Source organism: Burkholderia diffusa, from assembly GCF_902499115.1.
Classification (GTDB): Bacteria; Pseudomonadota; Gammaproteobacteria; order Burkholderiales; family Burkholderiaceae; genus Burkholderia; species Burkholderia diffusa.
In genome coordinates this window covers 217,133-243,073 of the sequence record NZ_CABVPN010000005.1, presented here as the reverse complement: position 1 = coordinate 243,073, position 25,941 = coordinate 217,133, and the positions used below count along the sequence as shown (strand labels likewise).

Annotated in this window: 21 protein-coding genes and 1 pseudogene; 8 read left to right on the top strand and 14 right to left on the bottom strand. The window is 67.2% G+C overall.

Annotated elements, in window-relative coordinates; genetic code table 11:
* Positions 1 to 197 precede the first annotated feature (197 nt).
* The 4 genes from BTE28158_RS07410 to BTE28158_RS07395 all read right to left on the bottom strand — a co-directional run bounded on the left by BTE28158_RS07410 (position 198) and on the right by BTE28158_RS07395 (position 4,656).
* Positions 198 to 1,034 carry an ABC transporter permease gene (locus tag BTE28158_RS07410; protein ID WP_040141016.1) on the bottom strand — a complete coding sequence of 279 codons (837 nt, stop codon included), beginning with the start codon at positions 1,032 to 1,034 and terminating at the stop codon, positions 198 to 200.
* Between the two features lie 46 nt (positions 1,035 to 1,080).
* Positions 1,081 to 2,337, bottom strand: a complete 1,257-nt coding sequence (locus BTE28158_RS07405) for an ABC transporter permease (RefSeq protein ID WP_059601865.1) — start codon at positions 2,335 to 2,337, stop codon at positions 1,081 to 1,083.
* Positions 2,338 to 2,439: 102 nt separating this feature from the next.
* Positions 2,440 to 3,486 (bottom strand): ABC transporter substrate-binding protein, encoded by a 1,047-nt coding sequence (locus tag BTE28158_RS07400; RefSeq protein WP_151050422.1) that lies wholly within the window; start codon positions 3,484 to 3,486, stop codon positions 2,440 to 2,442.
* A 78-nt stretch (positions 3,487 to 3,564) separates the two neighbouring features.
* Entirely contained in the window at positions 3,565 to 4,656 is a 1,092-nt protein-coding gene (locus BTE28158_RS07395; protein WP_059601771.1) for an ABC transporter ATP-binding protein, read from the bottom strand.
* A 107-nt stretch (positions 4,657 to 4,763) separates the two neighbouring features.
* On the opposite strand from BTE28158_RS07395, the gene pdxR reads away from it, so the two are divergent.
* Positions 4,764 to 6,284 (top strand): MocR-like pyridoxine biosynthesis transcription factor PdxR, encoded by a 1,521-nt coding sequence (pdxR, locus tag BTE28158_RS07390; RefSeq protein ID WP_059601769.1) that lies wholly within the window; start codon positions 4,764 to 4,766, stop codon positions 6,282 to 6,284.
* Positions 6,285 to 6,293: 9 nt separating this feature from the next.
* On the opposite strand, the gene BTE28158_RS07385 is transcribed toward pdxR, so the two are convergent.
* The 5 genes from BTE28158_RS07385 to BTE28158_RS07365 form a co-directional block, all read right to left on the bottom strand.
* The gene (locus BTE28158_RS07385; protein ID WP_174919766.1) at positions 6,294 to 7,328 is read right to left on the bottom strand and encodes a lipase secretion chaperone; all 1,035 of its coding nucleotides are present in this window, start codon (positions 7,326 to 7,328) and stop codon (positions 6,294 to 6,296) included.
* A gap of 3 nt (positions 7,329 to 7,331) precedes the next feature.
* Positions 7,332 to 8,426 carry a triacylglycerol lipase gene (locus tag BTE28158_RS07380; protein ID WP_059601765.1) on the bottom strand — a complete coding sequence of 365 codons (1,095 nt, stop codon included), beginning with the start codon at positions 8,424 to 8,426 and terminating at the stop codon, positions 7,332 to 7,334.
* A 231-nt stretch (positions 8,427 to 8,657) separates the two neighbouring features.
* Positions 8,658 to 10,784, bottom strand: coding sequence for a TonB-dependent copper receptor (locus BTE28158_RS07375; protein WP_174919764.1), 2,127 nt, complete (start codon positions 10,782 to 10,784; stop codon positions 8,658 to 8,660).
* Between the two features lie 83 nt (positions 10,785 to 10,867).
* Complete coding sequence (locus BTE28158_RS07370; RefSeq protein ID WP_151052600.1) at positions 10,868 to 11,236, bottom strand: DUF2946 domain-containing protein; 369 nt, start codon at positions 11,234 to 11,236, stop codon at positions 10,868 to 10,870.
* A 156-nt stretch (positions 11,237 to 11,392) separates the two neighbouring features.
* Positions 11,393 to 11,929, bottom strand: a complete 537-nt coding sequence (locus tag BTE28158_RS07365; RefSeq protein ID WP_151052602.1) for a cytochrome b — start codon at positions 11,927 to 11,929, stop codon at positions 11,393 to 11,395.
* 231 nt (positions 11,930 to 12,160) lie between these two features.
* On the opposite strand from BTE28158_RS07365, the gene BTE28158_RS07360 reads away from it, so the two are divergent.
* Positions 12,161 to 12,799 (top strand): Pr6Pr family membrane protein, encoded by a 639-nt coding sequence (locus tag BTE28158_RS07360; RefSeq protein WP_124621186.1) that lies wholly within the window; start codon positions 12,161 to 12,163, stop codon positions 12,797 to 12,799.
* A 48-nt stretch (positions 12,800 to 12,847) separates the two neighbouring features.
* Here the strand turns inward: BTE28158_RS07360 and BTE28158_RS07355 are convergent, their stop codons facing one another.
* Positions 12,848 to 13,582: a peptidoglycan DD-metalloendopeptidase family protein gene (locus tag BTE28158_RS07355; RefSeq protein WP_174919761.1), complete on the bottom strand. Its 735-nt coding sequence runs from the start codon at positions 13,580 to 13,582 to the stop codon at positions 12,848 to 12,850.
* 425 nt (positions 13,583 to 14,007) lie between these two features.
* On the opposite strand from BTE28158_RS07355, the gene BTE28158_RS07350 reads away from it, so the two are divergent.
* Positions 14,008 to 14,328, top strand: a complete 321-nt coding sequence (locus tag BTE28158_RS07350; RefSeq protein WP_006760526.1) for a hypothetical protein — start codon at positions 14,008 to 14,010, stop codon at positions 14,326 to 14,328.
* 114 nt (positions 14,329 to 14,442) lie between these two features.
* On the opposite strand, the gene BTE28158_RS07345 is transcribed toward BTE28158_RS07350, so the two are convergent.
* Positions 14,443 to 14,787: a DUF4148 domain-containing protein gene (locus tag BTE28158_RS07345; RefSeq protein WP_044845294.1), complete on the bottom strand. Its 345-nt coding sequence runs from the start codon at positions 14,785 to 14,787 to the stop codon at positions 14,443 to 14,445.
* Positions 14,788 to 14,987: 200 nt separating this feature from the next.
* Positions 14,988 to 16,400 carry an NADP-dependent phosphogluconate dehydrogenase gene (gnd, locus tag BTE28158_RS07340; RefSeq protein ID WP_059601753.1) on the bottom strand — a complete coding sequence of 471 codons (1,413 nt, stop codon included), beginning with the start codon at positions 16,398 to 16,400 and terminating at the stop codon, positions 14,988 to 14,990.
* Positions 16,401 to 16,406: 6 nt separating this feature from the next.
* Between gnd and BTE28158_RS32405 the strand changes: the two are divergent.
* A pseudogene (locus tag BTE28158_RS32405) lies at positions 16,407 to 16,481 on the top strand (6-phosphogluconate dehydrogenase); the annotation flags it as partial.
* A 15-nt stretch (positions 16,482 to 16,496) separates the two neighbouring features.
* Here the strand turns inward: BTE28158_RS32405 and BTE28158_RS07335 are convergent.
* Positions 16,497 to 17,138 carry a DUF938 domain-containing protein gene (locus BTE28158_RS07335; RefSeq protein WP_151052497.1) on the bottom strand — a complete coding sequence of 214 codons (642 nt, stop codon included), beginning with the start codon at positions 17,136 to 17,138 and terminating at the stop codon, positions 16,497 to 16,499.
* A complete protein-coding gene (locus BTE28158_RS07330) occupies positions 17,135 to 18,031 on the bottom strand; it encodes an NAD-dependent protein deacetylase (protein WP_151048547.1) in 897 nt (298 codons plus the stop codon). The genes BTE28158_RS07335 and BTE28158_RS07330 overlap by 4 nt, the downstream gene beginning before the upstream one ends.
* A 1,259-nt stretch (positions 18,032 to 19,290) precedes the next feature.
* On the opposite strand from BTE28158_RS07330, the gene BTE28158_RS07325 reads away from it, so the two are divergent.
* The 4 genes from BTE28158_RS07325 (at position 19,291) to BTE28158_RS07310 (ending at position 25,939) form a co-directional block, all read left to right on the top strand.
* On the top strand, positions 19,291 to 20,250 hold the full coding sequence (locus tag BTE28158_RS07325; protein WP_151048548.1) for an LLM class oxidoreductase: 960 nt from the start codon (positions 19,291 to 19,293) through the stop codon (positions 20,248 to 20,250).
* 210 nt (positions 20,251 to 20,460) lie between these two features.
* Positions 20,461 to 22,887 carry a mechanosensitive ion channel family protein gene (locus tag BTE28158_RS07320; RefSeq protein WP_151048549.1) on the top strand — a complete coding sequence of 809 codons (2,427 nt, stop codon included), beginning with the start codon at positions 20,461 to 20,463 and terminating at the stop codon, positions 22,885 to 22,887.
* Positions 22,888 to 23,175: 288 nt separating this feature from the next.
* Positions 23,176 to 23,463, top strand: a complete 288-nt coding sequence (locus BTE28158_RS07315) for a hypothetical protein (protein WP_170296409.1) — start codon at positions 23,176 to 23,178, stop codon at positions 23,461 to 23,463.
* Between the two features lie 640 nt (positions 23,464 to 24,103).
* The gene (locus BTE28158_RS07310; protein WP_059601741.1) at positions 24,104 to 25,939 is read left to right on the top strand and encodes a S53 family peptidase; all 1,836 of its coding nucleotides are present in this window, start codon (positions 24,104 to 24,106) and stop codon (positions 25,937 to 25,939) included.
* Positions 25,940 to 25,941: the final 2 nt, after the last annotated feature.

Here is a 25,941-nt window from a genome sequence, read left to right as displayed (position 1 = left end):
GGCGCGGCACCGGGCGCCCCCTGCTGCAAGAACGGAACGCGCGATGTCGCGAGCCGTATTGTTGCAGAGCCTCATCGAGCGTGCAGGCAACCGCGTCGCCAGTCAGCGAAACGAAAGCTTCCGTGCGCCGCGTCGAGTGCGCGGCATCGTTGAGACCGCAACGATCGACGATACGGCGGCCGCTGCGGTTCCGGCCGTCAAGACACCGCGCGTCGCGCGTTGCGGCCGCGCAGCCATTCGAGCGCGAGCAGCAGGCTCGTCGAGAAGATGATCAGGATCGTTGCGAGCGCGGCGATCGTCGGGCTGATGTTCTCGCGAATGCCGGTGAACATCTGGCGCGGCAGCGTCGTCTGGTCCGCGCCCGCGAGGAACAGCGTGACGACGACTTCGTCGAACGACGTCGCGAACGCGAACAGCGCACCCGACATCACGCCCGGCGCGATCACCGGCAGCGTCACACGGAAGAACGTCGTGACGGGATTCGCGCCGAGCGACAAGCTCGCACGCACCAGGTTCTGGTTGAAGCCCTGCAGCGTCGCGGCCACCGTCGTCACGACGAACGGCACGCCGAGCGCCGCGTGCGCGGCGATCAGCCCCGTGTAGGTATTCGCGAGGCCGAGCGGCGCGAAGAACAGGTACATGCCGACGCCGACCACGACCACAGGTACGATCATCGGCGACAGCAGCACGGCCATCAGGAGCCCCTTGCCGCGGAAGTCCGCCTTCGTGAGGCCGATCGCGGCGAGCGTGCCGAGCACGGTCGCGACGACGGTCGCCGACGGCGCGACGATGAAGCTGTTCTTCGCGGCCATCCGCCACTCGTCCGATGCGATCAGGTTCTCGTACCAGCGCGTCGAGAAGCCCGGAATCGGATAGACGAGGAACGTGCTCGACGAAAACGACAGCGGCACGATGGCAAGCACCGGCAGGATCAGGTACAGCAGCGTCAGCACGACGAGCACACGTAGCGCGACATACCACGCGCGCTCGACGAACGACATGTGCGGCGCGAACAGCGGCCTGGCGAGTTTCATGGTCGGCATCCCCTTCCCGTTTCGTTGCGTGTTGCTGCTCGACCGCTCAGCCGAGGCTCACGTTGGTGCGCGTGAAGCGCCCGTACACCGCATACAGCACCAGCGTCGCCGCGAGCAGCAGCCCGCCGAGCGCGCACGCCATGCCCCAGTTGATCGTCACGTTCGTGAAGTACGCGACGTAGTAGCTGATCATCTGGTCGCTCGGCCCGCCGAGCAGCGCGGGTGTGATGTAGTAGCCGATCGCCAGGATGAACACGAGCAGCGCGCCGGCGCCGACGCCCGGATAAGTCTGCGGCACGTACACGCGCCAGAACGCGGCGAACGGATGGCTGCCGAGCGACACGGCCGCACGCTGGTAAGTCGGCGGGATCGACTTCATCACGCTGTAGAGCGGCAGGATCATGAACGGCAGCAGGATGTGCGTCATCGAGATGTACACGCCGACGCGATTGAACAGCAGCGTCAGCGGATGCGAGATCAGCCCGCTGCCGATCAGTGCCGTGTTGATGAGCCCTTCGCTCTGCAGCAGCACGATCCACGCGGCGACGCGCACGAGCACCGAGGTCCAGAACGGAATCAGCACGAGGATCATCACGAGGTTCGCGCGGCGCTCCGACAGCGTCGAGATCCAGTACGCGAGCGGATAGCCGAGCAACAGCGCGAACAGCGTGACCGCGACGCCGATCACGAACGTGCGGCCGAAGATCGAGAGATAGATCGACTGATCGGGATCGGCCTGCACGATCTGGCCGAAGCCGTCCTGCTTGTGGTCGAGCGCGGCGAGCAGGTAGAACGGCGACAGCTGGCTACCGTTCTTTGCGATCGACTGCCAGTACGCAACGTCGCCCCAGCGCGAATCGAGGTCGATCAGTTTCGCGCGCGTTTGCGCGGGCGTCAGTGCCGCGTCGTTGTCGCCTTTCAGCGGCATCGCGCGCGCCGTCTTCGCGACGAGCGAGCGGTAGCCGGGAATCTCGGTGTTCAGGCGCCTCGCGAGTGCGCCCATCGCCTCGCTGTCGGCGACCTTTGTCATGTCGGCCGCGAGCGCGACGTACGCGGCGTCGGCCGGCGGCGCCTTGCGGTCCCATCCCGACAGCGCGGCGATCGTGTTCGGCAGCGCGGTCGCGATCTCGGGGTTCTGCACCGCGCGCGTGAGCAGCGTGCCGATCGGCACGACGAAAATGAGCAGCAGGAAGATCGCGAGCGGCGCGATCAGCAGCAACGCCATCGTGCGCTTGCGGGCCTCGGCGGCCTTCAGCTCGCGCTTGAGCGCGGCTGACGACGGCGAGGAAGGAGCGATCGTCATCGTGTTCAACGGTTCTCTCCGGCCGGGCTCGATCCGGCGGAATGCCGCACGGCGCAATCGATGCGCCGCGCGGCAGGTTGCATCAGGACACCTGAGTAGCGGTTACTTCGTCGCCCACGCGGCGAAGCGCTGCTCGAGCTCGTCGCTGTGGTCGGTCCAGAAGCCGATGTCCTCCAGCACCGCGTTCTTGCCGTTGGCCGGCGAGTTCGGCAGGTTCGCGAGCGTCTTCGCGTCGAGCGACTTGATCGCCGCGACGTTCGCGGGGCCGTACGCGATGTGCTGCGCATACGCCTGCTGCGGCTTCGGCGTCAGCGTGTACGCGATGTACTGCTCGGCCAGCGCCTTGTTCGGCGAGCCCTTCGGAATCGCCCAGTAGTCGAGGTCGTAGATGCTGCCGTTCCACACGACCTTCAGGTTCTTGCCTTCCTTCTGCGCGGCGTCGATACGGCCGTTGTACGCGGTCGACATCACGACGTCGCCGGCCACCAGGAACTGCGGCGGCTGCGCGCCCGCTTCCCACCACTGGATGTACGGCTTCAACTCGTCGAGCTTCTTGAACGCGCGGTCCTGGCCGGCCTTCGTGCCGAGCACCTTGTACACGTCCTTCGGCGCGACGCCGTCGGCCATCAGCGCAAACTCGAGGTTGTAGCGCGCGCCCTTGCGCATGCCGCGCTTGCCGGGGAATTTCTTCACGTTCCAGAAATCGGCCCAGCCGGTCGGCGCGGTCTTCAGCTTGTCCGCGTTGTACGACAGCGCGGTCGACCACACGAAGAAGCCGACGCCGCACACCTGCGGCGATTCGGGAATCAGGTCGGACTTCTTCGCGATCTTCGACCAGTCGAGCTTCTCGTACAACCCTTCGTCGCAGCCGCGGTTCAGGTCCCCCGATTCGACTTCGACCACGTCCCAGTTGACGTGCTTCGCCTCGACCATCGCCTTCACTTTCGCCTGCTCGCCGTTGTACTCGACGGCCGTGACCTTGTTGCCGGTCGCCTTTTCGAACGGCTGGTTGAATGCGGCCTTCTGCGCGTCGCCGTTCGCGCCGCCGAAGTTGACGACCGTGAGTTCGGCCGCGGTGGCCGATGCGCCGACGACGGCGAGCGCCAGTGCGAGCGCAGTGCGACGCGCGGTAGAGCTTGCTCCGTTCATGATGGTTCCTCTCCTCTCGTGGTGGAAGTGGGCAGTTGTTGTTGACGACGTGCTGCGATAAAGCGGGAAAACCTTGCGTCAGGCGAATATGCGCAGATGCTCGGGCGCGAATGCGAGCGATACCGGCGCGCCGGGCGAGAACGCATCGAGCGCGCCCGTGCCGAGCGGCACCTTCACGAAGCATTCGTCCTGGCCGGGCAGCGCGCAGCGCATGCGCACGTGATCGCCGAAATAGATGAGGCTGCGCGCTTCGCCGGTCACGCGGTTGGCGGTGCCGTTCGCGTGCCCGTTCGCGAGGCTCATGCGTTCGGGGCGGATGCACGCGACGGCCGGCGCGCCTTCAGCTGCGTCGCCGATGCGGCGACCGACGAGCTGCGTGCCGTCGTCGAGCCGGAATTCGCAGAATTCGCCGTCGACGCGCGCGATGGTGCCGCGCAGCCGGTTGCTGTCACCAATGAAGTTCGCGACGAATTCATTGCACGGCGATTCGTACAGGCGATCGACGGTATCGAGCTGCTGCACGATGCCCTTGTCGAACACGGCGACGCGATCGGACATCGTCAGCGCCTCGCCCTGGTCGTGCGTCACGTAGACGAAGGTCACGCCGAGCTTCTCGTGCAGCGCCTTCAGTTCGTACTGCATGTGTTCGCGCAACTGCTTGTCGAGCGCGCCGAGCGGCTCGTCCATCAGCACGAGCTTCGGCTCGAACACGAGCGCCCGTGCGAGCGCGATGCGCTGCTGCTGGCCGCCCGACAACTGCGCCGGATAGCGTTTCGCGAAACGCTCCATCTGCACCATCTTCAGCGCATGCGCGACGCGCTCCGCGCGCTCGGCCGCCGGCAGCTTGCGCACCGAGAGCGGATACGCGACGTTCTGCTCGACCGTCAGGTGCGGAAACAGCGCGTAGTTCTGGAACACCATGCCGATGTTGCGCTTGTGCGGCGGCACGGTGTTCAGCAGTTCGCCGTCGAGGCGGATCTCGCCGCCCGTCGGAAACTCGAAGCCCGCCAGCATCATGAGGCAGGTGGTCTTGCCCGAGCCGGAGGGCCCGAGCAGCGTCAGGAATTCCCCTCGGTGGATATCGAGGTCGAGCGATTTGACGACCAGCGTCTCCCCGTCGTAGGTCTTCCGCACGCCGCGAAAGCTGACGATCACATCATCGGACTTCATCGTGGCTGTCCCCTTGCTGCGCGACAAACGTTTTTGAGATGAACCCACTATACGGTGCGTACGGTTCTACAATAGGGAACCATTTCAATATTCCTAGTAGGACCACTTTGGATACCGTGATCCTGGCCGACTGGCTCTCCGCCCGTCTCGACCGCAGCTCGTCCGAGCCGATGTACCGGCAGTTGCTGCAACTGATGCAGCAAGCGATTCTTACCGGAGAATTAGGGCCGGGGACAAAGCTGCCCAGTTCGCGCACCCTTGCGGCAGACCTGTCGATCGCGCGCAATACCGTACTGCACGTGTACGACCAGCTGACGGCCGAAGGCTATGTGCTGACGACGACCGGGAGCGGCACCTACGTGGCCGACACGCGCCCGGACGCGGCCGCGATCCGCGTGCCGGGCGCCGCGCCGCCGTCCGACGCCGGTGCGGCGGCGCAGCAGGACGCGCAAGGCAGCCTGTCGATGCGGGGCCGGCAGTTGATCGAGCATGCGGGCGTGTCGCGGCGCCAGTGGGGCGCGTTCATGCCAGGCGTGCCGGATGTGTCGGAATTCCCGAGCCGGACATGGAGCCGCCTGCAGGCGCGCCTGTGGAAAGAAGCGAATCCCGAATTGCTGACCTATTCGCCGGGCGGCGGCTACCGGCCGCTGCGCCGTGCGCTCGCCGACTACCTGCGCGTCGCGCGCTCGGTCAAATGCTCGCCGGACCAGGTGATCATCACGACCGGCATCCACCAGTCGATCGACCTCGCGGTGCGGCTGCTATCCGACATCGGCGATCGTGCGTGGGTCGAGGAGCCGTGCTACTGGGGCGTGCGCAGCGTGCTGCAGGCGACCGGCCTCGCGCTCACGCCGGTGCCGGTCGACCAGGAAGGCATCGATCCGAGCGCGAGCGACATGCAGCATCCGCCGCGGCTCGTGCTTGTCACGCCGTCGCACCAGTATCCGCTCGGGATGGTGATGAGCCTCGCACGGCGCCGGATGCTGCTCGAGTACGCGCGCCAGCATCGCTGCTGGATCATCGAGGACGACTACGACAGCGAATTCCGCTACGGCAGCCGCCCGCTCGCGTCGCTGCAGGGGCTCGACGACGGCGGCCGCGTGATCTACGTCGGCAGCCTGGGCAAGATGCTGTTCCCGGGCCTGCGGATGGGTTACATGGTCGTGCCGGAGCATCTGGTCGACACGTTCCGCACCGGGTTGTCGGAACTGTATCGCGAGGGCCAGCTGATGCAGCAGGCCGTGCTCGCCGAATTCATCATGGACGGGCACCTGACTTCACACGTCAGGCGGATGCGCACGCTGTACGGCGAGCGCCGGCAATTGCTGATCGATGCGATCCATGCGCGCTTCGGCGATGCGCTGCCCGTGATGGGCGACGAGGCCGGCCTGCATCTGGTGCTCGGCCTGCCCGACACGTGCGACGATCGCGCGGTCACGCAAAGCGCATTCGACGCGGGTGTGATCGTGCGCCCGCTGACCAGCTACTACAGCAGCCTGGACACCGCGCGGCGCGGGCTGCTGCTCGGCTATGCGTGCGTCGCGCACGAAGGCATCGGCCCCGCGTTCGACACGCTCGCGGCTGCCATCGAACAGCATCTGCCGCGGCACTTCACGCGCGCGGCATGACCGCGTGCGTCACTGCGCGGCAGCCGTGCCGCGGTCGAGCGACGCCGCGCGCATCGCTTCGCCGGGCTTCGTGAACATGCGCCGCCGCAGTGCGGCGATCTGCGCGTCGCGATCCTGTGGCGACAATCCGGCGGCGCCGATCTGCGCACGCTGCGCCGCATAATCGGCGTAGCGGCTCTGCCACGATGCGTCGTCCTGCTGCATCTGCGCGACGCGCGCGGCGGCTTCGGGGCCGAGTGTCTGCGTCAGTTGCGCGCGCATCGCATCGGGCGTCGCCCCGCTCTTCTGCAACTGCGCGATCTGGTCGATCGCGGCCTGCTGCCGGTCGGCCTTCTGCCGCGCCGCGCGTTCGTCGGCGGGCATCTGCTGCGCGAGCGCCGCGAGCCGCTCCGCCTTCTGCGCATCCGTCAGCGTGCGGTCCTGCGCAATCTTCAGCCGCGCGAGATCGTAGCGCTGCCGCCACTGCTCCGCGCCGAAGAACGGCTGGCTCCAATCGCCGAGCGTGCGCGACGCGATCGACGCGCGCTGATCGAGCGCGAGCTGCAACGCACCGAGATCGGACTTGTCGACCGCGCCCGCCTCCGGCAGCTTCGCCAGCGCGTCGAGATACGCACGATATCGATGCCAGACGTCGAGCGCCTCGGGTTGCGCGGCCGCGCCGTCGAGCTGTGCGGCAATCTCGCGCACGACGAGTGCATCGAGCGCGGCCGCGTTCAGGTCGCTCCGCGCGGTGAGGCAGTAGTCGAAGAAATCGCGCACCGCGCGCGACTTCGCGAGACGGCCGCCGGCATCGAGCGGCAGCCTCGGCGCACTGGAACCGTCAAGCGGCGGCGGCAGTCCCGCGCTCGCGGGCAATGCGGCCTGCGGCGGTGCGGCGCTCGTGCCGCCGAGCACTGCCGCGCCGGCCGGTACATGCGCCGCGTCGGCGCCGCGCTGCGATGCCGTGCCGCTCCAGATCGCGACGCCGGCGATCGCCGCCAGCCCCACCGCGCCGTAGACCGCAACGCGTCGCGCGAGCGGCGCGCGTCCTTCACGTGCCGTCATCGATCACACGCCCGCGAGCTTCAGCCGGTTCGCATGCGTGCGGATCACCGCGACCGGATCTTCCGCATTCGCGCCGCGCACGCCGAGCAACTGGTTGATCTCATCGAGATGGTTCCACTTGTAGCTCGTGCTCAGCACCTTCCCGTACAGCGCACTGCACTTCGACACGAGCCCGTCGTTCTGGCCCGAGGCGCGATTGATCATCACCGTGCCCGTGCCGAACAACGCAAGCGTCGACAGGTCCAGCGCGTTCGCCGGGTCGATCAGCGGAATCGTGCTGGTATCCGTCGCGCCCGTCACGCCGAACGCGGAGATGGTCGGCTGGATCGCCGTGCCTGCCCACGAATACAGCAGGTGCGTATTGCCTCCGACGGTTTCCGTCGGCGCACCCGTCTGGCAGCTGCCCGGCGCGCCGAGGCCCGCGCTCGGGTAATTCTGGTTGTACGTGGCGGCCTGGGAAGTCGTCAGCGTCTTCAGTGCGGCGAGCGCGTCCTGGTTGGTGTTGTTGCTGCTGCTCGTCAGGATCCCGAACACATTGACGAACGCTGCGATCACCGACGACGACAATCCGGTCGGATCGTAGGCGAGTACGCTCTGCACGAAGTCGGCGAACTCCGAGCCGCGATGCGGCGTGCCGATCGTCGTCACCGACGCGACGAGATCGGGTGCGACGGCCGCGACATAGCGCGACGTGAGGCCGCCCTGGCTGTGACCGACCAGGTTCACCTTGGTCGCACCGGTCGCGGCAAGCACCGACTTGACGTAAGCGAGCAGTTGTTCACCGCGCCCGTTCGGCCCGTCGTCGCTCTGGAATCCCGACAGGTTCGCGACGTAGACGGTCGCGCCATGCTGCTGCAGGTCCTCCTGGATGCCGTACCAGTACTCGAGCACGCCCGCGTACTTGTCGGTGCCGGTGAGCCCGTGCACGAGGATGATCGGATAACGCGTCGTCGCGTAGTCGTCCGCCGGCGCGGTTGCCGCCATCGCCGCGTGCGTCGTCGCGAGCGTCATCAGCGCGGTCGTCCCCGCGAGCGGCGCAACGCTCATCGCGCAAGCCACTGCCCCTGCCACCACCCTGGAACGCATCGATCTGGCCATGCTTGTTCTCCTGATTATTGTGTTGCCGGTGCGAATGAGATCGGTTCGACGCGCACGGCAGGTCGCGAACGGTCGCGGGCAACGTGTGCGTCGAATGCGGGAGTGAATCACGAGTCGCGAACGTTTGCGCCCTGACTAGATACGGTTCTCTAATCGGTTGACGCGCCCCGCCCATTCGGGCGGGGCTGCGCTCACGCATGCGCATGCTGCATCGCACACGCGCGCCGCGCGTTACAGCTTCGCGCTCACACGCAACCATGCCGTGCGCCCCGGCTCCATCACCGGCGCGTTCGCCGGATAGCCGAAGCCCGCGTTGCCGGCAAGGTTCAGGTGCTCGGTGTAGGCCTTGTCCAGCACGTTGTCGATGCCGACCGAGATCTGCACCTTCTTGCTGACGTTGTACTGCGCATGCAGCGACAGCACGCCGAAGCCGGCGCTCGGACCGAAGTCCTTGCCCACCACATTGCCTTCGTTCAGGGCATAGCGATGCTGCGGCGCAACGACCCGCCACAGACCGCCGGCCGACCATGCGCCGTGCGTATACTCGAGCCCGAAGCGCGCCTCGAGCGGCGGCATCTGCGGCAGCGGATCGCCGCTCGTCGTGTTGCGCCCCCACGCATACGCGAGCGACGTCTCGACGCGCAGCGGTGCGACCGGCCGCCACGACACGCCGGCTTCGCCGCCCATGATCTGCGCGTTGACGTTGGTCGCCTGCGTGGTCGGCCCCATCATCCCTGCGGCGTAATTGAACAGGATGTAGTCCTGCACATATCCCGCGTAGGCCGACACCCACGCATCGAACCGGTCGCTCTTGTACTGTGCGCCGATGTCGAGCTGCGTGGTCTTCTCCGGCTGCACCGCCGAGAACGCGTTGATCGAACCGGCCGGCCCGCGTTTCGCGGAGAACAGCTCCCAGTAGTCCGGATAGCGTTCCGCGTGACCGATCCCCGCGTACCACGTGACCGGCAGCGCCGCGAGATCGCGCTCGTACCGCACGAAACCGCTCGGCAGCACGCGCGCGCGATCGTCGTCGAAGGTCGGGTTCGGCTTGCTCGCCATCATCCCGCTCGTCGTCGTACGCTTGTCGCGCGCGCTCGCGTAGTCGACCCGCGCGCCGCCGATCACGCGCGATGCATCGCTCGCATACCACGTCAGCTCGCCGAACGCGCCCGCGTTCCACATCGTCGCCTGCGCATCCCACGGCTGGTCGCCGTAGTTCTGTCGCCCCATCGCCGAGCGGGCATCGAGCCGGTTCGACTGCGCATCGACGCCGGTCACGAGCTTGAAGTCGTCGCCAAAACGGAACGTCGCGGCCGCCCGCGCACCGAGCGTGCGGCGCCGCACCTCGGATGCCATTCGCATCGGCATGCTGCTGGTCGGGTCGGGCTGCCGCAGCGTGTAGTTGTCCATCACGTGGTCGGCTTCGTTGTAGTACACGCGCGCTTCGATCCGGTCGAGCACGTCGCCGAGATGCCGCTTGTCGAACGAGAGGCCGAACGTCTCGCGGCGAAAATGCGCGCCATCCATGCCGCGCCCCGCGTAGCGCGCATAACCGTCACCGGTGCCCGCCGTCAGTTCGACGCGCGTGTGATCGTCGGGTGTCCAGCCCAGCGCCGCGTCCGCGTTCCACTTGTCCCATTGCGACGGCACGGTGTTGCCGTTGCCATCCTCGTAGTCCTGCGCATGTGCATGGTTCGCGGTCACGCGGCCGTAGACATCCGGCGTGCCGGCCGTCACGTCGACGTTCTGGTCGTTGCGGCCGAACGATCCGCCGACCAGGCTGCCGTCGAAGCGCATGCCGGGGCGGTCGAAACGCGGCGTCACGCGTTCGAACAGCACGGTGCCGGCCGATGCGCCGGGACCGTACAGCACGGTTTGCGGGCCCTTCACGACGGTGACCTTGTCATAGCTTTCCGGCGCGATATACGAGGTCGGCGCATCCATCCGGTTCGGGCACGCGCCGAGCGTCGGCATCCCGTTCGCGAGAATGTTCAGCCGCGACCCGAACATCCCGCGCAGCACGGGGTCGCCGTTCGTCCCGCCGCTGCGGATCGACGTGAAGCCGGGAATCGTCTTCAGGTAGTCCGCGCCGTCGCTCGCCGGCAGCGGCTGGCGCGGCGTCTTCGGATCCGTGACGACGACGAGCGGTGTCGTCAGCGGCGACGCAACGACCTCGACGGGCGGCAGCAGCGCGGCCGCGTCGTCCGTCGGCGCACCGGCGGCCTGCGCGGATTCGGCCGCGGCCGCGGTCATCGCGCCGGCGGCCAGCGCGGGAACAGTGAGTTTCAGCATGCGCGGCACGCGCCGCGCACGGGAATGGCGCGCCGCCCTCGGCGCGCGCAAGGAAAGAATGGTCATGATCGAAAGCCCGAGTGACGCCCTCCACGCGACCTCGACAGACCGCACGGATATCGGCGATGAATGGAACGGAAGACAGCGCGTCAGGCGCGCTCGGGCGGTGCGCGTGGATACGCGCGCGGATAGCGGTCGGCGCGTGCCGCGACCGTATGCGGCGCGGTGGCGGAAACGGCATGAGGGGGGACGAAGGCGAACGATACGGCGGCCGCGCCGCCGATCGCGGGACTGTGCGCGAAGAAACCGCAATAGCCGCACGCATCGAGATGCAGTGCATGGTCCTGCGCGCGGCCCGCATCGGGCGCGCGGTGTGCGCCATGTTCTGCACTGCAGACGATTGCGTCGGGGGTGGCTGCCTGCGCGATGCGCCACTGCGACACCAGCGGTGCCGCGATCGCGAGCCAGATCGCGAACACGCCGAGCCAGGCGGTCAGGTGACGATGTCGGTGCAGCATGCGCGGCGATGCGTAAGCGGAATGTAAAAGCAGCCGAGATGTTACAGAATGTTCGCCGCGATGGCCAGTCGCGCATTGCGGTAAACGGACCGGGGGCGTATGGTTGCCGATACAACCATGCGCCCCCGGCTGCTGCGCGGCTTCAGCGCGCGGCAATCACGGTGCCATGCGTCGCAGCACGTCGTCGCGCCGGATGAAGTGGTGGTAAAGCGCGGCCAGCGCATGCAGGCCGATCACGAAGTAGAACGCGTTACCGATCAGTTCGTGCGCTTCCTTGATCGTCGGCCGCAGCGCCTTGTCCGGGCCGAACAGCGTGAACGACACGCCGATCCAGTCGAGCGACACGGGCTTGCCGCCCATGTTGACCAGCATGATGCCGAGCAGCGGCTGCGCGATGATGAATACGTACAGCGCGAAATGCGCGAGCTTCGACATCCACTTGAGCAGCGTCGTCTGCGGAATGGCTTCCGGCACGCGGCTGATCATCCGCCATAGCACGCGCAGCACCGACAGCACGAGCACGAAGGTACCGGCCAGCAGGTGCACGTTCATCCAGAACACGCGACTGTCACTGCCTTTCGGTCCGCGAATCTCGATGGCCAGATAGGCCAGCGCCACCAGCAGGAAGATGGCCCAGTGGAAGAAGATCGCGGGTGAGCTGTAGCGCGTCTGTTTCGCGAGGATGTTTTTCATGCTGTGTCTCGAAATTTCTCGTGTGGTATGCGGGGCAGACACACGCCGCGGCTGACGGCACCCCGGCGGTTGCCCCGATTGTAGCCTCACGCGCGACCATCGTTGTGCGACCGGATCAAATATCCGAGGAATCCGCGCGGCCCGTCCACTGGCCCGCATATGGAAAGTCCGAATCGCGCGGGCCTGCGGCTGTGGCACGATGAAGCTTTGGTGCGACGTTGCGCGGGCATCATGAGCAAAGCGTTCTTCGTTGCGGCCTACCGGCTGATCGCCGCGTTGCTCGCGGTGTCGACCACGCTGCACAGCGTCGCAGGCTACTGGGGCATGCCTGCCGTCCATCTCGGCAACTACCTCAGCTACTTCACGCAACTGAGCAGCCTCTATGCCTCGGCCATGCTGGTCGTGGGGCTGTCGCGTGTCACGCGTCCCGGCTCGGCGCGCTACGAATCGATGCGCGGCGCCGCCGTACTCTACATGCTGATCACCGCGATCGTCTACGAGCTGCTGCTCGCCCGGCTCGATGCGTTGCGCCACGTCACGCCGGCCCTCAACAACTGGGTCCTGCACCGGATCGTGCCGCTCGTGGTGCTGTGCGACTGGCTGTACGTGGAACCGCGCTCGCCGATCGCGTGGCGCAGCGCGTTCGCGTGGCTCGGTTTTCCGGTCGTCTATCTCGGCTATACGCTCGTGCGCGGCGCGCTGGAGAACTGGTATCCCTATCCGTTCGTCGATCCGCGGCCGCACGGGTACCTGCCGGTCGCGATCCAGTGTTCGCTGATCGCGCTCGGCGCGGCGGGACTCGCGCTGGGCATTCGCTGGCTCGGCAATCGTGCGCGGCAGTCCGGCACCGCGGAGCTCAAGGAAGGGTGAAGACGGGAACGTGTGCGCCGCGCGGCGCACACGTCGTGACGCGGCGCGTCAGCCGCCGTTGCGCGGCAGGAAGTTCATCGGATCGACGACCTTGCCGTTCTGCCGGACTTCGAAGTCGAACGTCGCGCGACCGCTCGCGTCGGTGCCCATCTCGGCGACCGGCTGGCCCGTACGCACTGCATCGCCTTCGTTGACGAGCAGCTTGCCGTTGTGCCCGTAGGCCGTGATGAGCCCGTTATCGTGCTTCAGGATCACGAGCGGGCCGTATGCCTTGACGCCAGACCCGGCATAGACCACGCGCCCGTTTGCCGCGGCCCGCACCGAACGGTCGGGCCCGGTCGCGGCGATCACGATGCCGCGCGTCTTGCCGGCCAGGAATGGCGCGGCGACCATGCCCGTGGCCGGCCAGGCCAGCGAGCCCGGTTGCGCGGCCGCGGCGGGCGCCTGCCCGAGCGAGGTCGAGGCAGGCGGCGGCGCGACGCGCAGCACCTGGCCGGGCGACAGGGCATCATTCGGCGACATGTGGTTCCAGCTGGCCACGTCCTGAACGCGCTGCCCGTAGGCGGCGGCGACGCCGGCGAGCGTGTCGCCCGGATTCACGCGGTAATAGCCGGCAATCACGCCCGGCGTGGCGACCGACGCCGGCGTCGACGGTCGTACCGGCTGCCAGCTGTCGGTCCACGGCGTCATCGTACAGCCCGTCAGCACGGCGGCCGCGGCGACGAGCGCCGCCTGCGGCAACCAGCGCGCCAGCGCATCGTGGATCGGAATCGTTTTTCTCAAGGGTCCTCCCGGATTTGCGTCGTTGCGCCGCCCACCGCCCTCCGGCGTGCGACGCACGATGTCCGGCCAGGCGGCCGGACCAACCAGTATCCGACCGCTCTCGCGGCCGTCAGTTTCCACGGCGGGACGTCGGCGCGAACGGGCTCATCGGCCCCTTTTTCGCGCCATTTTCGTATCGCCCCGGCCGTCAAAGATACCATCTGTCGTGGACAGGACCGCGGCAGGCGCCCGATCCGGCAACAATCTTGCGGTATCGCCGACGCGTGTCGGCGGGCCGCGAGCCCCATCGCGCGCGGCGTCCGGAGGCTTCAGGCCACGGTTCCACGGCCGCCAGCCGTGTCGCACCGATGACTGCCGCCCCGCCGCCGGCCGCCTCCTATACTCGGAGGTGCACCGCACGATCCAGCGATAACGAGGAGAAAACCATGAACAATGCGACGTTTCTGTCCGTGCAGCTCAACGCCGAGGATTTCGCCGGTTCCAGCGGCCTCGTCGAATTGCTCAACCGGCACCTGTTGTTCGCGACGGACGTCGCCGAAGCAGCGGACGCACTCGTCCAACTGGCGAGCGTCGCGCACCTGAGCGGCGCCACCCGGCACAGCGTCGAGCTGCCGGTGCTCGCGATCGAGCGGCTGCGCGACGCGCTCGACACGCTGAGCGGCTACGACGAGGCCTGGCTGCAGGCGCTGGAGCCGGCCGACGCGCTGTTCCGGGACATCGGCCGCGGACCACGGCCGCTGCATTGACACGACGGGTGCCGCCAATGAAAACAGCCCGTCGTTCCGTGATGCGGAACGACGGGCTGCGGGTACTGCGTGGGGTCGCATCGGGCCGCACATGCGGCCGGCGATCGATGACGATTAACGACCCTTGTAGACCGGTGCGCCATCCGACACGCGCTTGACCTGCCAGCCGGTCTTGGCGGCCGCCGGAGCGCCCGATTCCTGCTGAGCGGCCGGTTGCGCACCGTAGCCGCTCGTATCGGCAGCGGCCACGTTCTGTTGCGGGTTCACACGGGCTTCAGCTGCCTGGATGCTTGCCGGGTAGTCGGTACGGTCGCTGCCCAGCTTGTAGCCGGCCTGTTGCAGTTGGGCCAGTTCGGCCTTCACCTGCGCACGGGTGACGGGGGCGTTCTGTTGGGCGAACGAGACGGCAGGAACGGCGAGGACAGCAGCAGCAGCGAACGTTGCGATCAGCGATTTCATGATTACCTCCGGGATTTTTTTGCTCCGCCGCACACACCATGTCTGCAGCGATTGAACAAAGTTTAGTCCCGAGATCACCTAGGGAAAACCATGAAAGAACGAAAACACTGTTTCCTCGGAGCCAACAATTCCGGGATCCGGGAACGAAAAACCCTACTCAAAGAATAGAATTTCGCAACAATACCGTCCTCGCCAGCCGGTCACGACCAGTTCGCGTGGAAGCTGCCCGGCCGGTCGGTACGCTCGAACGTATGGGCGCCGAAGAAGTCGCGCTGCGCCTGCACAAGGTTCGCCGGCAGCCGCTCCGAACGGTAGCTGTCGAAGTACGCGACCGCCGACGCGAACGCCGGCACCGGCACGCCTGCCTTTACGGCAGCCACCACGACGTCGCGCAGCGACGCCTGGTAATTCGCGGCGATGTCCTTGAAATACGGGTCGAGCAGCAGGTTCGCGAGCGCCGGATCCTTCGCGTACGCGTCGGTGATCTTCTGCAGGAATCGCGCGCGGATGATGCAGCCCGCGCGGAAGATCTTCGCGATCGTCCCGAGATCGAGGTTCCAGCCATACTCTTCGGACGCCATGCGCAGTTGCGCGAAGCCCTGCGCGTACGAGATCACCTTGCTCAGGTACAGCGCGCGGCGCACCGCTTCGACGAACGCGGCGCGATCGCCGTCGAACGACGCGGCGGCCGGGCCCGACAGGATCTTGCTGGCCGCGACGCGCTCGGTCTTCAACGACGACAGCACGCGCGCGAACACCGACTCGGTGATCAGCGGCAGCGGCACGCCCAGATCCAGGGCGTTCTGGCTCGTCCACTTGCCGGTGCCCTTCTGCGCGGCGCGATCGAGGATCACGTCGACGAGGTGCTTGCCGGTTTCTTCGTCCTTCTTGCCGAAGATCTTCGACGTGATCTCGATCAGATAGCTGTCGAGCTCGCCCTGATTCCACTCGGTGTATACCGCGCCGAGTTCGTCGTTGGTCAGGCCCGCGACGTCCTTCAGCACGGCATAGCTTTCGGCGATCAGCTGCATGTCGCCGTATTCGATGCCGTTGTGGACCATCTTCACGTAGTGGCCCGCACCGTCCGGACCCATGTACGCGACGCACGGCTCGCCGTCCGACGGGGCCTTCGCGGCGATCTGCTTGAGGATCGGCTCGACCAGGTCGTACGCGTCGCGCTGGCCGCCCGGCATGATCGACGGGCCGCGCAGCGCGCCCTCTTCGCCGCCGGACACGCCGGTGCCAATGAAGTGCAGGCCCGATTGCGCGAGTTCCTGGTTGCGGCGGATCGTGTCCGTGAAGTGCGTATTCCCGCCGTCGATCAGCACGTCGCCCTTCTCGAGCAGCGGCTTGAGCGATGCGATCGTCGCATCGGTCGCTTCGCCGGCCTTCACCATCATCAGGATCCGGCGCGGCGTCTCGAGCGACGCGACGAACTCTTCGAGGGTATAGGTCGGTACCAGATTACGGCCGGGGAATTCGGCGATCAGTTCGTCGGTTTTCTCGCGGCTGCGGTTATACACCGACACCGCGTAACCGCGGCTCTCGATATTGAGTGCGAGATTGCGGCCCATCACCGCGAGCCCGATCACACCGATTGCTTGTTTGCCCATTAGTCAATTCTCCGGAAAAAACAGGGCGCGACCGAACCGGGTCGCGCGCACAGGCGAAAGGATAGTGGAAACCCGGCTGCGATGCGCGCTTGCGTATCACTGCTCCGCGTGCGGCAGGCGCCTGAACACGACGCTCAGGTTGTTCGCCGGCATCTCGACGACCTCGATGCAGTCGAGCCCGCGGTCGAGGCCGAGCGCGACGACCGCCTCGAGATCGCGAACGCCCCACGACGGGTCGCGGCTGCGCAACTGCTGGTCGAACGCTTCGTTGGACGGCGCCGTGTGCCGGCCTTCGCGGCGATACGGGCCGTACAGGAACAGCACGCCGCCCGGACGCAGCACGCGCGACGCGCCGGCGAACAGTGCGTCGGTGCAGGCCCACGGCGAGATGTGGACCATGTTGATGCAGACGATCGCGTCGAACGCCGCGGCCGGCCACGACGCATCCCGCACGTCGAACGCCAGCGGCTCGGCCAGGTTCGCGAGGCCGGCATGCGCGACCCACGCGGCGATCGAGCGGCGCGCGTGTGCGTCAGGATCGCTCGGCTGCCAGCGCAGCGCCGGCAGCGCCTGCGCGAAATGGACCGCATGCTGCCCGGTGCCGCTCGCGATCTCGAGCACGTCGCCGCTGGCCGGCAGCACGCGACGCAGCACGTCGAGGATCGGCCCGCGATTGCGCTCGGCCGCCGGCGCCGACAGCCGCGCGGACGGATCGGGCGAGGACGTCGGCCCGGTCACGATGCGTGCTCCGGCGCGCCGCCGGCGACGCCCAGCCGCGCGTTCAGCGCGTCGAGCGCGGGCGCGCAACGCGCCTCGACCTTCAGCGTCAGCATCGGATCGGCGCGCGTATGGCCGAGGTTCAACGCGGCGACGGGCTTGTTCTGCGCCTGGGCCCACACGCAGAACCGGTAGCCGGAATACACCATCAGCGACGAGCCGACGACGAGCAGCGCATCGGCCGCATCGAGCGCCTGCGACGCCAGCGCGACGCGTTCGCGCGGCACGTTCTCGCCGAAGAACACCACCGCCGGCTTCAGCAGCCCGCCGCAGGCCGGGCAGGCCGGGATGCGGAACGTGTCGAGCGCGGCCCATTCGAGGTGCGCGTCACCGTCGGCGGCGGGTTCCGCCTGCGTGCCCAGCAGCTCGGGGTTGTCCGTTTCGAGCAAGGTCTGGATCGTCGCGCGCGCGTGATGCGCGCCGCAATCGAGGCACGTGACGCCGTTGATGCCGCCATGCAGTTCGATCACGTCGCCGCTGCCTGCACGCTGGTGCAGCCCGTCGACGTTCTGCGTGACGAGGCGCTCGATCCGGCCGGTGCCGCCGAGCCGCGCGAGCGCGACATGCGAGCGGTTCGGCCGCGCGCGGCCCACCACGGGCCAGCCGATCATGCTGCGCGCCCAATAGCGGCGGCGCGCGGTGTCGGACCCGAGGAATTCGTGGAGCTGGATCGGCGGCGAGCGCATCCATTGACCGTTGCGGTCGCGATAGCCGGGAATGCCGGAATCTGTGCTGATGCCTGCACCGGTCAGCACGAGCAGCCGCGGATGGCGCTCGACGAACGCGTGCAGCGCATCGAGCGCGGCCGGATCGAGGCTGGCGGATGAGGTGTCGGGCAAGGCGATGTCGTTCATGTTGGCGGCGCGTGATCGGGCGCGGTGGCAAGCCGTGCGGCCAGCGCGCCAGCACATGATACAGAACGCCGGGCGATCGGGCCGGCGGCGCGCGCGACACCGGCGCAGCAAAAAAAGACGCCCATCGACCACATGGCGATGGGCGCTCCAACAATTGATCCATCGGGGTAGTGGATCAACTGACAGCACAATGTCGTCGGATCCACCGCGGCGCCGCCGGCGGACCTTTCCCCTGGACTACACCTTCGATTTCCCGATGTCGGGCGGATCGCCGCGCGGCGGTGCGTGCGGCAGGCACACGCATGCGTCGCGCTCGGCACGCAGGCGTTTCGCGCGTCGGCATGACGATCCATATCTCATGATTGATTGCCCATCCACGTGCTCGGCGGTTCATCCCCGACGGCCGACTGGCACCGGTCGGCCTGGTGCGTCACGCCTGCACGTCGTCGTTCGGAACGAACCCGGATTGTTCGGATGGAACGAAAAGCCGCACGCTCATGTCACCGCAATCAACGGCGAAACGAATTCTCGGGCAGGTCGGCGATTCATTTTTGCAACACGACACGTTGCGATTCGGTCTGTTCTCATTCTCTTGTCCCCGTCTTCGATGCGTCCGACCCACTGAAGCGATGGCCGGCCCTCTACCGCGCCGGCGATCGCGCTCACGGCACACACAGATATGCAAGGAGCGCACCATGCTTCGCGGCGCAAGGCGGCGCGGCCGGTGAAGTGACCCCGATGCAGATCGGGCGGCGACAGAAATGCGTGAACGTTTCGAAAGTGAAACGACGGGAAACGGCGCGCGCGATCGGCGGACGGGCGCGGCGCCGGTGTTGCAGGAATGTGACGTGTGCGCCGGCGAGACGTCTGCACCTGCACGACGCCCGACGATCCGCTTACAATCGCCCGCCCCTGGCCGCGCATGCGTGGTCGAGCGCGCACGTGATCCGAGGCAACCCGTCCCGGAGGCCCGCGTGATGCCCGACTCCTCGGCGGTCCTGCATAGATCGGCGTGCGTCGCCTCAACCGTGCGAGCGCCGCCGAACACGAACAGCACCGTGCCCGCCACGAGACCGACCACCACTTGCCGAGGTCAGTTCATGCCGATTGATTGCCCGATAACCGAAGGCGCCGATCATGCCGGACCCGCCGATGCCGCCGTGTATCGCTCGCCGCGCGTCGCAAGCGTCGCGCAAACACGCTAGCATGCGAACACCCTACGGAGCGCGCCTGCTTCGCTCCGTCTTCAAGGAATGGACATGCCCCTGCCCGCCTCCGGCCGCGCCGACGTCGCGCAGCGCATCTTCTCGGCCGAGCGGCTGTCGATCGGCCTGACGCTGCCGCTGCTGCGCAGCGGCCGGACCGTCGCCGATTTCAACGAGCAGCTCGAACTCGCGGCGCGGGCCGATTCGCTCGGCTTTCGCGCACTGTGGATTCGCGACGTACCGCTGAACAGCGCCGACTATCCCGACCCGGTCGGGCACCTCGATCCGTGGGTGCTGCTCGGCGCGCTCGCGTCGCGCACGCGCCGGATCGTGCTCGCCAGCGGCGCGATCGTGCTGCCGCTGCGTCATCCGCTGCATATCGCGAAAGGCGCGCTGTCGGTCGCGACGCTGTCCGGCGGACGCTTCGTCCTCGGCCTCGGCTCCGGCGACCGGCCGCCCGAATATGCGGCGTTCGGCGTCGATGCTCAAACGCGGCGCGACCGGTATCGCCGGCATTGGGACATCGTTGCGGCCGCGCTCGGCGTGCCGTCCCGCGTGCTGCCCGACGAAACACCGCCGGACGCGCCCGACTTCACGCTGCTGCCGCGCGGCGATGCCGCGGTGCCGATGCTCGCGGTCGGTTCGGGCGGACAGAGCGTCGACTGGATCGCTCGGAACGCGATCGGCTGGATGACGTACCACCGCGATCCGGACACGCAGCGTTCTCGTTATTCGATGTGGCGCGCGGCCGTCGACCGGCTGGCTCAACCGGGCTTTCGCGCGTTCGGCGTATCGATGCGGCTCGATCTCGATGCGAATCGCGATGCGCCGGCCCGCGCGCTGTCGCTCGGCTACGCGACCGGACGGAATGCGTTGGTCGGCATCTTGCGGGACATGCGCGCAGCCGGCACGCACCACGTCACGCTGAATCCCGGCTCGGACCGGCCCGTGCGCGAGGTCATCGAGGAAATCGCCGAGCACGTGCTGCCGATCTTTCACGACGAGCAGGGCTGATTCATCAGGAATCCGGAGTTCGCCGCATGTAGCCGCAGTCGTGGTTTGCACCGAATCGATGTGCCGGCGAGCACGTTTCGTTCCCGACCCGCCACGTCGCAAGCGAATATTCGTCGGCGGAACTATTCGGGTCCGTTCGCGATCATGTTAACTTCCGTCCATCGTCCAGACCGGCGGGCCACATTTCGATGTGCGCCCGCATGCCTCCCCATGCGACATTTCCTGCTCGGCTGGCTGCTCGCCGCCGTCGTATCGATCGCCCACGCGGCTACCCCTGCACCAGCCGCCCCATCGGCGGCCTCCGGCGCCGTGCCGGCATTGACGCCGCAACAGGCGCAGCAGGCCCTCTCCGTCCTGCAAAATCCACGCGAGCGCGAGCAGGTCGAAACGACGTTGCGCGCGATCGCGGCCGTCGGCGTGCTGAGCACGCCCGCGCTTCCGGCGAGCGCCGCGACACCGGCCAGCGCGGCATCCGCCGCCCCAGCCGCGCTCACGACGAACGGGCTCGCGTCGATGCTCGTCCGGCAGGGGGCACATTGGGCCGGCGAAATCGGCGCCGCGCTGAACGAATCGCTGCGCTCGCTACTCGATGTCGGCTCCGTCGGCCGCTGGTGGCACGAGCGGCTGGTGCGAACCGACGAACGCGCGGACCTCACGCGCGCGATCCTGGTCATCCTCGCCGTGCTCGTGCCCGCGTTCGTCGTCGAATGGTTCGCGAAGCGGCTCCTGCGGCGCGCGCTGGCCGCCATGGGCACGCGTCGGGCCGAATCGTCGCGTCGGGCCGAGCCCGAGCCAGCCGGGCCGGATGACGCCAGGCCGTCAGCGCCGGACGACGCCAGCGCCGCGCCCGATACGTCGTCGCAAGGCCGTGGCCATGCGCGGCGCCACACCACGCTGCTGCGCCGGATGCCGCGCGCGCTGGTCAGCCTCGCGCTGCGCGTGGTGCCGCTGCTGGCGTTCGTCGGCGTCGCGAGCCTGACGATGTCGGTGCTCGACGGCGCCGGCACGCCGACCGAAACCGCACTCGAATCGCTGATCGACATCTACGTGATCTGCCGCCTCGTGACGATTGTCAGCCGGCTGTTCTTCCAGCCCGATGCGCCGCAATTGCGGCTGCTGCACGTCAGCGACGCATGGGCCGCGATCGCGCAGCGCTCGATCGCGCGGATCGCGATCGTCGTCGGCGTCTGCACGGCCGCGGTCGAGATCGCCGCGAGCTTCGGCCTCAGCGACGCCGGTCACGTAGCGCTGCTGAAAGCCGTCGCGCTCGTCGGCCACTTGATGATCTCGGCGCTGATTCTCCGGTGCCGCCAGCCGGTCGCCGCCCGCATCCGCGCGGCCGGCGACGATCGGCCGGCCTTCGCGATGATCGGCAACGCGCTCGCCGACGCGTGGGCGCCCGTTTCGGTATTCGTCGTGATGGCGCTGTGGTTCGTGTGGGCGCTCGACGTCCACAACGGCTACCGCGTGCTGATCACGCTCGGCGGCCGCTCGATCGCCGCGGTGATCGGCATGCGGATCGTGTCGATCGTCGTGTTCGGTGCGCTCGCTCGACTGTTCCAGCGCCGCGACGACGATCGCACGCTGGTCCACCTGCACGCGTACCGCTACTACCCGCTGGTGCGCCAGATCGTGTCGGCGGTGATCGCCGTCGCGACCGTCGTGGTGCTGCTGCAGATCTGGGGCGTGCCGATCTTCCACGCCTTCCAGACCGGCACGATCGGCCATCGGCTCGCGTCGGCGCTGATCACGATCGCGATCGCGGCCGTCGTCGCGCTGATCGTATGGGAAGCCGCGAACATCGCGATCGAGCGCCGCCTGCAGCAGTGGACACACGAAGGCAACCTCGTGCGCGCGGCGCGGTTACGCACGCTGCTGCCGATGCTGCGTTCGCTGCTGTTCATCATGATCGCGCTCGTCGTCGTGCTGACGGGCCTCAGCGAAATCGGCGTGAACATCGGTCCACTGCTCGCCGGCGCCAGCATCTTCGGCGTCGCGCTCGGCTTCGGCTCGCAGAAGCTCGTGCAGGATTTCATCACCGGGATCTTCCTGCTGATGGAGAACGCGATGCAGGTGGGAGACTGGGTCACGCTCGCCGGCGTGTCCGGCACGGTCGAATACCTGTCGATCCGCACCGTGCGGCTGCGCGCGGGCGACGGGTCGCTGTACACGATCCCGTTCAGCTCCGTTACGACCGTCAACAACACGAATCGCGGGCTCGGCAACGCAGCCGTCAAGGTCAGCATCGCGTACGGCCAGGACATCGATCGCGCGATCGAGACGCTGAAGGAGATCGGCGCCGCGTTGCGCGACGATCCGAATTACAAGGACGGCATCCTGTCGGATTTCAGCTACTGGGGCATCGACCAGGTCGACGGCGCGACGATCGCGCTGGCCGGACAGATCCAGTGCAAGGACTCTGCGCGCTGGGGTGTGCAGCGCGAATTCAACCGGCGTATCGCGGTGCTGTTCCGCGAACGCGGAATCCGGATCGCGAATCCGCAGCGCAGCCTCGTCGCGTATGACGACGGTTCGCGGCCCGTGGCGCCCGAGAACGATGAGAATGGTGGCCCTACCGCCGGCACCCCGGTCGCCGAGCCGCCACCGCGTGCTGCACCGGAGCGCAAGCCGGACTGATCGTGCGGATGCCGTTGACCCGGCCACCGCGCGTCGCGCCGTGCCTGTGCTCGTGCCATCGAACGACCGATAGCCGCGCTCGACGCGCGGCGGTTTTCATCGCGCGCTGAACGCGCTTCGCCGCATTCGCCGGGGCGGCCCGCTCGCCACCCGATGCGCCGCGCGGCACATGCCAGTGTTCGCGCAGAACCCGCGTCTGATCCGCAATGGTCGCCATCAGCAGCGCGCGGCACCTTCACCGCTAGAACGATCCCAATCGAGCAGTTGCAGCGTGGAACGCGGCACGAGGTGGAATACCGTCAACTGGCCGAACGGACTCATCGCGTGCAACTGGTTGCCGCCGTGCTGATCGTCAGCATCGCCGCACTAATCGTCGACACATTGTGTCATCCGGTCGCTTCGCCGCCCGATGCGATCCATCACGATGCGCCGACCCACCCCGCTCTCGAGACGCTGTCGCTGGCTGGACTGCTCGCGACGAGCCGTCGATCTGATCAGGTTGAGTCGCCGGACGCGGCCGACGCGCGTCGAACCTTGCGTTCCGGGACGGAAAACGGGCACGGGAGATTCGAATGATTTCTCGAATACGGTTCGTGCATTACGAATCGAATCGCGAATTATCCACAGGACGGACCCGCAATTGCACTCGGTTTATGGTTTGAAAATTACAAAATACCTAATGACTTTTCAAAAGCATTTCATCCAATTCCATTTAACTTTGTTTCATGTAATCAAAAAAAGTTTGACACCGAACTTTCGTTCTTGATACCGTCCGATGCAAGCAATCCGACGAACTGCAGACCACGCAATCGTTCCCGCTCAACGCATCTCGCTTCCGCCGCACCGAAGTTCTCGCCGCCGACCGTCGCTTCTTCCGTTGGCGCATGCAACATCCCGATGCATTCATTGGGCAGCTGCCGTCCGGCAGCAGGCCGAAGGACCGAACCAGATGAGCAGGATACCGAAACTTTTGCTCTAGCTCGCCTGCATCAGGCCTGCCGGCGCGACCGGGCCGCATCGCGGCGGAGCGCCCCCGTTACCGAGCATTCCAGCATTTCGCCCCCGGAGGATCACCACCCATCCGGGTCGGGCGAAAGGCCCCGTCGCGTCCGCGCCATCCGCGCGAGCGCGGCGGATATCGGCGGCGCACGATCCGCGCCGCCGTCGACCGTTGTTGTTCGTGCAGTTCGATGTTCAACCGGAGGGGTAATTCAAAATGAATCAGGTTGCAGACAAGAAACTAAAGCACATCCGCATCGCCAAGCTCGCCTTCGCCGCAGCAGCAGCCGCTTCGTTCGGCATGACGGCCGCCCATGCCGCACCGGCCGCCGGCTGGACGGAAACGCGCACCAAGGGATTCCTGCCGCTCGTCCAGCAAGGTGAAAGCAGCAGTACCGCCGGCGCGCCGGCGGCCAGTACCGCCGCCGCTGCCGCGGCTGCCACCGAGATGGCGCCCGGCGAATCGGTCGACATCGTGCTCGGGCTGAACCTGCGCAGCGAAGCGCAACTCGACCAGTACCTGCACGATCTGCATACACCCGGCTCGCCGCACTACAAGCAGTTCCTCACGTCGGCGCAGTTCGCCGCGCAATACGCGCCGACCGACCAGCAGGTTGCCTCCGTCGTCGCGCACCTGCGCCAGGCCGGCTTCGTCAACATCGTCGTTGCGCCGAACCGCCTGCTCGTGTCCGCGTCGGGCACCGCGGCAACGGTCAAATCGGCGTTCCGCACGACGCTCAAGCGCTTCACGCGAAACGGCCGCAACGTTTACGCGAACACCGATGCCGCGCAGGTGCCGAACGCAATCTCAGGCATCGTCGGTGCCGTGCTGGGGCTGCAGAACGTCGAGCTCATGCATACCGGCGCGGGCAGCAAACCGCAAGGCAACACCAGCAACCTGACGATTCCGGCAGGCGCATCCGCGGTGCCGCACTACCCGACGGAATTCTCGTCGCTCTATGGCGGCGACGGCACGCCGACGGCCTCGCAAACCACCGTCGGCATCATCTCCGAAGGCGACCTGTCGCAGACGGTCAGCGACCTCAATACGTTCGCCGCCAACAACGGCCTCGGCACGATCAGCAGCAGCGTCGTGCAGACGGGTCCGTCAGGTAGTTCGTACACCGATACGTCCGGCACCGTCGAATGGAACCTCGACAGCCAGTCTATCGTCGGCGCCGCCGGCGGCAGCGTGAAGCAGGTCGTGTTCTACGTGGCGCCGTCGATGTCGCTCACCGCGATTACCGCCGCGTACAACAAGGCGGTGAGCGACAACGTCGCGAAGGTCATCAACGTGTCGCTCGGCGTGTGCGAATCGTCCGCGTACAGCACCGGCTCGCAGGCGACCGACGATACCATCTTCAAGCAAGCCATCGCGCAAGGTCAGACCTTCTCCGTATCGGCCGGCGACCACGGCGCGTACGAATGCGCGAGCGGCACGCCGTCGCGCTCGACCTACACGGTGAGCGAGCCAGCGACGTCGCCGTACGTGATCGCAGTGGGCGGCACGACGCTATTCACCAACACGTCGACCAACGCATACAACAGCGAAATCGTGTGGAACGATCCGAGCTGGCAGCCGGGCACCGTATGGTCGACGGGCGGCGGCTACAGCAAGTACGAAGCGGCGCCGTCGTGGCAATCGTCGAGCCTCACCGGGTCGACCAAGCGCGCACTGCCGGACGTCGGTTTCGACGCCGACCTGCGCACCGGCGCGATCCTCGTGGTGAACGGCCAGACGTCCGACACGCTGTGGGGCTCGGGCTACCTGAACAACGAAGGCGGCACGAGCCTCGCCGCACCGATCTTCACCGGCATCTGGGCGCGGTTGCAATCGGCCAACAACAACGCGCTCGGATTCCCGGCGTCGAGCATCTACAAGTACTTTCCGAGCAATGCGGCGCTGGTGCACGACGTGACGTCCGGCAACAACGGCAGCGGCACGTACGGCTACAAGGCGAAGGCCGGCTGGGACGCGACGACGGGCTTCGGCAGCGTGAACATCTCGAAGCTGAACACGTTCATCCAGAGCACGTCTGATTTCGCGCGCTGACC

Bases quoted from the DNA above. Each gene is read 5' to 3' on its own strand.
- BTE28158_RS07400 (WP_151050422.1), bottom strand. From the start codon at position 3,486: ATGAACGGAGCAAGCTCTACCGCGCGTCGCACTGCGCTCGCACTGGCG.
- gnd (WP_059601753.1), bottom strand. From the start codon at position 16,400: ATGGGCAAACAAGCAATCGGTGTGATCGGGCTCGCGGTGATGGGCCGC.
- BTE28158_RS07410 (WP_040141016.1), bottom strand. From the start codon at position 1,034: ATGAAACTCGCCAGGCCGCTGTTCGCGCCGCACATGTCGTTCGTCGAG.
- BTE28158_RS07310 (WP_059601741.1), top strand. From the start codon at position 24,104: ATGAATCAGGTTGCAGACAAGAAACTAAAGCACATCCGCATCGCCAAG.
- BTE28158_RS07370 (WP_151052600.1), bottom strand. From the start codon at position 11,236: ATGCTGCACCGACATCGTCACCTGACCGCCTGGCTCGGCGTGTTCGCG.
- BTE28158_RS07360 (WP_124621186.1), top strand. From the start codon at position 12,161: ATGAGCAAAGCGTTCTTCGTTGCGGCCTACCGGCTGATCGCCGCGTTG.
- BTE28158_RS07395 (WP_059601771.1), bottom strand. From the start codon at position 4,656: ATGAAGTCCGATGATGTGATCGTCAGCTTTCGCGGCGTGCGGAAGACC.
- BTE28158_RS07380 (WP_059601765.1), bottom strand. From the start codon at position 8,426: ATGGCCAGATCGATGCGTTCCAGGGTGGTGGCAGGGGCAGTGGCTTGC.
- BTE28158_RS07405 (WP_059601865.1), bottom strand. From the start codon at position 2,337: ATGACGATCGCTCCTTCCTCGCCGTCGTCAGCCGCGCTCAAGCGCGAG.
- BTE28158_RS07385 (WP_174919766.1), bottom strand. From the start codon at position 7,328: ATGACGGCACGTGAAGGACGCGCGCCGCTCGCGCGACGCGTTGCGGTC.
- BTE28158_RS07375 (WP_174919764.1), bottom strand. From the start codon at position 10,784: ATGACCATTCTTTCCTTGCGCGCGCCGAGGGCGGCGCGCCATTCCCGT.
- BTE28158_RS07365 (WP_151052602.1), bottom strand. From the start codon at position 11,929: ATGAAAAACATCCTCGCGAAACAGACGCGCTACAGCTCACCCGCGATC.
- BTE28158_RS07345 (WP_044845294.1), bottom strand. From the start codon at position 14,787: ATGAAATCGCTGATCGCAACGTTCGCTGCTGCTGCTGTCCTCGCCGTT.
- BTE28158_RS07325 (WP_151048548.1), top strand. From the start codon at position 19,291: ATGCCCCTGCCCGCCTCCGGCCGCGCCGACGTCGCGCAGCGCATCTTC.
- BTE28158_RS07320 (WP_151048549.1), top strand. From the start codon at position 20,461: ATGCGACATTTCCTGCTCGGCTGGCTGCTCGCCGCCGTCGTATCGATC.
- BTE28158_RS07350 (WP_006760526.1), top strand. From the start codon at position 14,008: ATGAACAATGCGACGTTTCTGTCCGTGCAGCTCAACGCCGAGGATTTC.
- BTE28158_RS07330 (WP_151048547.1), bottom strand. From the start codon at position 18,031: ATGAACGACATCGCCTTGCCCGACACCTCATCCGCCAGCCTCGATCCG.